This window comes from Thermodesulfobacteriota bacterium, from assembly GCA_040758155.1.
GTDB lineage: Bacteria > Desulfobacterota > Deferrimicrobia > Deferrimicrobiales > Deferrimicrobiaceae > UBA2219.
In genome coordinates, this window is sequence record JBFLWB010000179.1 from 1 (window position 1) to 4,564 (window position 4,564).

The window sequence follows — 4,564 nt, forward strand, 5'->3', positions numbered from 1 at the left end:
AGCCGCGCTCCGGTCCATGGACGTCCGGCGCAAGATCGACCTGACGGAGCGGTTCGCGGAATTCGCGCTGCCCCGCTTCGCGGACCGGCGGCTGGTCCCGATCGTCGACACCGTCTTCGACTGGCAAGACGTGTCGGCGGCGCACGAGCGGATGGAGGCCAACCTCAATGCCGGGAAGATCGTCCTCCGCGTGACGGGGTGACCGGCCCGCGCTTCCACGCCGGCCTGGGCTGACGCGGGCCTTTCCGCTCCCCCGCCGCTTCCTGTTCCGCCGTCTTCCTCTTGAGGATGGTCTCCGCGATGGCCTTCTTCACGGCCTTGCGGCGCGCGCGGTCGGCGGGCGTCTCGATCCGCTTCTCGTGCCGGGGGACGTCCTGCGGAGGCCCCTGCCCCGCGACTTCCTCCGCGCGGCGGTCCATGTACTCGTTCAGCTCCCGCACCTCTTTTGCCGTGAGGTAGCGCCACTCCCCCGGCTCGATGCCGGCAAGCTCCAGCGGGCCGATCGCCGTGCGGCGCAGCTTGGTCACCCGGTGGCCGATGGCGTCGAACATCTTGCGCACCTGGTGGTAGCGCCCCTCCGCGATGCGAAGGCTCACCCACGACTTCCCGCCCTTCTTCTCGAGGAAATGCACCTCCGCGGGATTCGTCATCTTCCCTTCGATCGGCAGCCCCCGCCGGAGGATGTTCAGCTCGGCCGGCCGCGGGACGCTCATCAGCTTGGCCACGTAGGTCTTCTCCACGCCGAAGCGCGGGTGCGTCAGGCGGTATGCGAAGTCGCCGTCGTTGGTCAAAAGGAGCAGGCCGGTGGTATGGAAGTCGAGGCGGCCGACGGGGAAGACGCGGCTGGACAGCTCGCCGATCAGCGCCGGGGCGGTCTTGCGCCCCTCGCGGTCCTTCATCGTGGTCACGACGCCGTCGGGCTTGTAAAGCATGATGTAGATCTTCTCTTCCCGGAGCGGGACGAGAGTGCGCCCGTCGAGCCGCACCTCACGGGCGGACGGGTCCAGGATCATCCCCGGGTCCATGACGGGGAGCTCTCCCACGGTGACGCGCCCGTTCCGGACCATCTCGTCCGCCACCCGCCGGGAGACGCCCGCGGCCAGCGAGATATACCGGTTCAGCCGCTCAGTCGCCATACGGGGGAGGCTCTTTCTCGCCCGGCGGCTCTTCGCCCGGCAACGCTTCGTTCGGCGGCGCTTCGTTCGGAGGGACTTCTTCCGCGGCGGGCGGCAGGTCGATGCCGGGGCGGCCCGCGTCCACCGGCGTGGCGGTGGAGGCCGCGAGGTATTCCTCGATCTCCCGCATCGACGGCAGGTCGCCCAGCGAGGAGAGGCCGAAGACCTCCATGAACTCCCGCGTGGTCCCGAACAGGAACGGCTTCCCGGGCACGTCCTTCTTCCCTACGACCCGCACCAGGCGGCGCTCCATCAGCGTTTTCAGCGACCCGGCGCAGTCCACCCCGCGGATTTGCTCGATCTCCTGGCGGGTCAGCGGCTGCTTGTAGGCGATGATCGCCACGGTTTCCAGCGCAGCCCGCGAAAAGCGGGGCGGCTTCACGTCGAAGAGCTTCCGGACGTGCTCCTGGTTCGCGGGGCTCGTCCGGAACTGCACACCCTTGGCCACTTTTTCCACAAGGATTCCGGAGGATTCCCTCGGATATTTCGCCTGGAGCGCGAGGAACACTTCCTCGAACTGGTCGCGGGTGATATCGCCCAGGAGCTGGCGGCCCTTCTCGATGGAGAGCGGGTCGGTGGACACGAGCAGCAGGCTTTCGAGGATCGACGCGGCGCGCTGCAGGTCCGGAGGGGGGACCGCGGCTTCCGGCTCCCCGGGCTCAACCGTACCGAGCAGTTCGTCCACGCTGATCGGCTCCGGCGGAGGAACGGGCGCCCCTTCCTCCGCGGGCATCTCACTCGATGTCGGGTGCGTCCGCTTCGGATTCTCTTCCATTCTCGCTCTCCCGTACGGCGGGCACGATGCTGATCATCCCCATCGGGCTCACCTGGTATACGCGGATCGTCTTCAGCCGCACCAGCTCGAGGATCCCCAGGAAGAAGGAGATGATCTCGTTGCGCGTCCCGCAATGCTGCACGATGCTCTCGAACTTCACGGAACCTTCCGCCTTGATCCGGTCGAGGATGTAGGCGATGGCGTCGGCGATGGTGATCCGCTCGACGAAGACCTCGTGGGCGTCGCCCGAGGGCATCCTCGAAAGTACGTCCTTGAACGCCGTGATGAGGTCGGCCATCGACAGCTCGGTGATGGCGATCTCCTCTTCCGGCAGCTCCACGCCGGGGAACTCGCGCACGAAGACGTCCCGCCCCAGCACCGGGCGGTCGCCAAGGCGCACTGCCGCTTCCTTGAACCGCTCGTATTCGATCAGGCGCCGGGAAAGCTCCAGGGCCATGATCTCGGGGTCTTCCTGCTCATCCTCTTCGTCCTCGTGCCTCGGAAGCAGCGATTTCGACTTGATGTGGAGCAGGGTGGCGGCCATCACGAGAAACTCCCCCGCCACGTCGAGGTTCAGCGTCTGCATCACCTCGAGGTAGGCCAGGTACTGCTCGGTGATCCTGGCGATGGGGATGTGCTCGATGTCGAGCTTCTGCTCGCGGACCAGGTGAAGGAGCAGGTCGAGCGGCCCCTCGAAGATCTCGAGGCGCAGCGGCATCGCCTGGACGGGGCTGGCCGGGGCGGCCTGGGCGGTATCGGTCTTCCCTTCAGATCCGGACAGCGTCGCGGACCTCCGTCATCTTCTTTTCTGCGACCTGCTTCGCCTTCGCGGTCCCTTCGGCGAGGATGTCCCGGACGGAAACGCCGCTTTCCACGATCCGCAACCTCTCCTCGCGGATGGGCTTGAGGACCTTTTCCATCCCCTCGTACATCCACCGCTTGCACTCGATGCAGCCGATCCCCGCCGTCCGGCAGCCGACATTGACCTTCCCGATCGTCTCCTGGTCCGAGAAGATCTTGTGGTACGAGAAGACGTTGCAGATCTCGGGGTTGCCCGGATCGGTGCGCCGCTGGCGCGCCGGGTCGGTGACCATGGGGCGGACCTTGTCCCACACCTCTTCCGCCGTATCGGACAGGAGGATCGCGTTGCCGTAGCTCTTGCTCATCTTCCGGTTGTCCGTGCCCATGAGCTTGGGCGTCTCCGTCAGGTGCGCGTCGGGGATGGCAAACGTCTCCTTGTAGAGGAAATTGAACCGCCGCGCGATCTCGCGGGTGAGCTCCAGGTGCGGGAGCTGGTCGACCCCGACAGGGACCAGCGCCGCATCGTACATGAGGATGTCCGCCGCTTGGAGGACAGGGTACCCGAGGAACCCGTAGGTGTGCAGGTCTCGCGTCGTGATCTCCCGGAGCTGCTCCTTGTACGTGGGATTGCGCTCGAGCCAGGACAGCGGCGTGATCATGGAGAGGAGCAGGTGAAGCTCCGCGTGCTCCGGGACGTGGCTCTGGATGAACAGCGTCGCCTTCGCAGGGTCGATCCCCGAGGCCATCCAGTCGATGATCATGTCGTCGATGCTCTCGCGGATGATCCCGGTGTTCTCGTACTCCGTGGTCAGTGCGTGCCAGTCGGCCGCGAAATAGAAGCAGTCGTTCTCCTCCTGCAGCTTCTTCCAGTTCACGAGCACCCCGATGTAATGGCCGAGGTGCAGCTTTCCGCTCGGCCGCATGCCGCTCAAGACCCGTTTTCGCAACGTGGTTCCCCTTCTCGAGTGATGGGCTACCCGCCCAGGATGAACGAGGAGATCACCTGGACGAAGCGCCAGATTATACCAACCGGCCCGAACATGAAAAGCGCAACGATGATCAGCATCCCGTACCGCTCCATCGACGCCAGTCCCATGGAGGCGCGGGGCGGCAGGAGCATCACGGCGATCCGTCCTCCGTCCAGCGGTGGGATCGGGATCATGTTGAAGACGGCCAGCAGCACGTTGAACTGGACCGACACGATGCACATGAGCGCCAGCGGCAAGGTCACCATGCGGGCGGCGCCGCCCTCCGCGCCGGCAACGCCTCCGCGCATCCCCTCGAAAAGCAGGCCGGGATCGGCCGCAATGAGGATCCGGAATACGATCCCGGAGATCGCCGCCAGCCCCAGATTCGTGACGACGCCCGCCGCGCTGACGTAGATCGGGTCCCGTTTCTGGTCCCGGAGGAGCCGGAAGTTCACCGGGACGGGCCTCGCCCACCCGAAGATGAACCCCGTTTTCAGCAGGATCATCAGCCCCGGGATCAGGATCGTCCCGATCGGATCGATGTGCGGCAGGGGATTCAGCGTCACCCGCCCCAGCATTTTCGCCGTCGGGTCCCCTTTCCGGTAGGCGACATACCCGTGCGCCGCCTCGTGGAACGTGATCGCGATGATCACCGGCAGGGCATTGATGGATATCTGGTGCAGGTAATATCCTATATCCGGCAAGTTTTCATCCCTTTCCGTTCATCCCCTTATGCGTTGAACATAGAATTTTACCATGCCGCCATGAGTGGAACAGCAGAACAGGGACGTTCCTTAGAACTTCCGCAGAACGGGGACAGAGACAGGTCTGTCCCGCTTTTGCGG

General features: G+C 65.3%; 6 protein-coding genes. 1 reads left to right on the plus strand and 5 read right to left on the minus strand.

Annotation, left to right across the window (positions count from 1 at the left end):
• The coding region (locus AB1346_12300) for a zinc-binding dehydrogenase (GenBank protein MEW6721224.1) at nt 1-202 on the plus strand (202 nt) is incomplete at its 5' end.
• On the opposite strand, the gene AB1346_12305 is transcribed toward AB1346_12300, so the two are convergent.
• The 5 genes from AB1346_12305 to AB1346_12325 are packed head-to-tail and all read right to left on the minus strand — an operon-like array spanning nt 165 to nt 4,423.
• Complete coding sequence (locus AB1346_12305; protein ID MEW6721225.1) at nt 165-1,136, minus strand: pseudouridine synthase; 972 nt, start codon at nt 1,134-1,136, stop codon at nt 165-167. The two genes, AB1346_12300 and AB1346_12305, sit on opposite strands and share 38 nt — an antisense overlap.
• The gene (scpB, locus tag AB1346_12310; GenBank protein ID MEW6721226.1) at nt 1,126-1,950 is read right to left on the minus strand and encodes an SMC-Scp complex subunit ScpB; all 825 of its coding nucleotides are present in this window, start codon (nt 1,948-1,950) and stop codon (nt 1,126-1,128) included. The genes AB1346_12305 and scpB overlap by 11 nt, the downstream gene beginning before the upstream one ends.
• Complete coding sequence (locus tag AB1346_12315) at nt 1,910-2,668, minus strand: segregation/condensation protein A (protein MEW6721227.1); 759 nt, start codon at nt 2,666-2,668, stop codon at nt 1,910-1,912. The genes scpB and AB1346_12315 overlap by 41 nt, the downstream gene beginning before the upstream one ends.
• A gap of 49 nt (nt 2,669-2,717) precedes the next feature.
• A complete protein-coding gene (trpS, locus tag AB1346_12320) occupies nt 2,718-3,698 on the minus strand; it encodes a tryptophan--tRNA ligase (protein MEW6721228.1) in 981 nt (326 codons plus the stop codon).
• Nucleotides 3,699-3,724: 26 nt separating this feature from the next.
• Nucleotides 3,725-4,423, minus strand: coding sequence for a site-2 protease family protein (locus AB1346_12325; GenBank protein ID MEW6721229.1), 699 nt, complete (start codon nt 4,421-4,423; stop codon nt 3,725-3,727).
• Nucleotides 4,424-4,564: the final 141 nt, after the last annotated feature.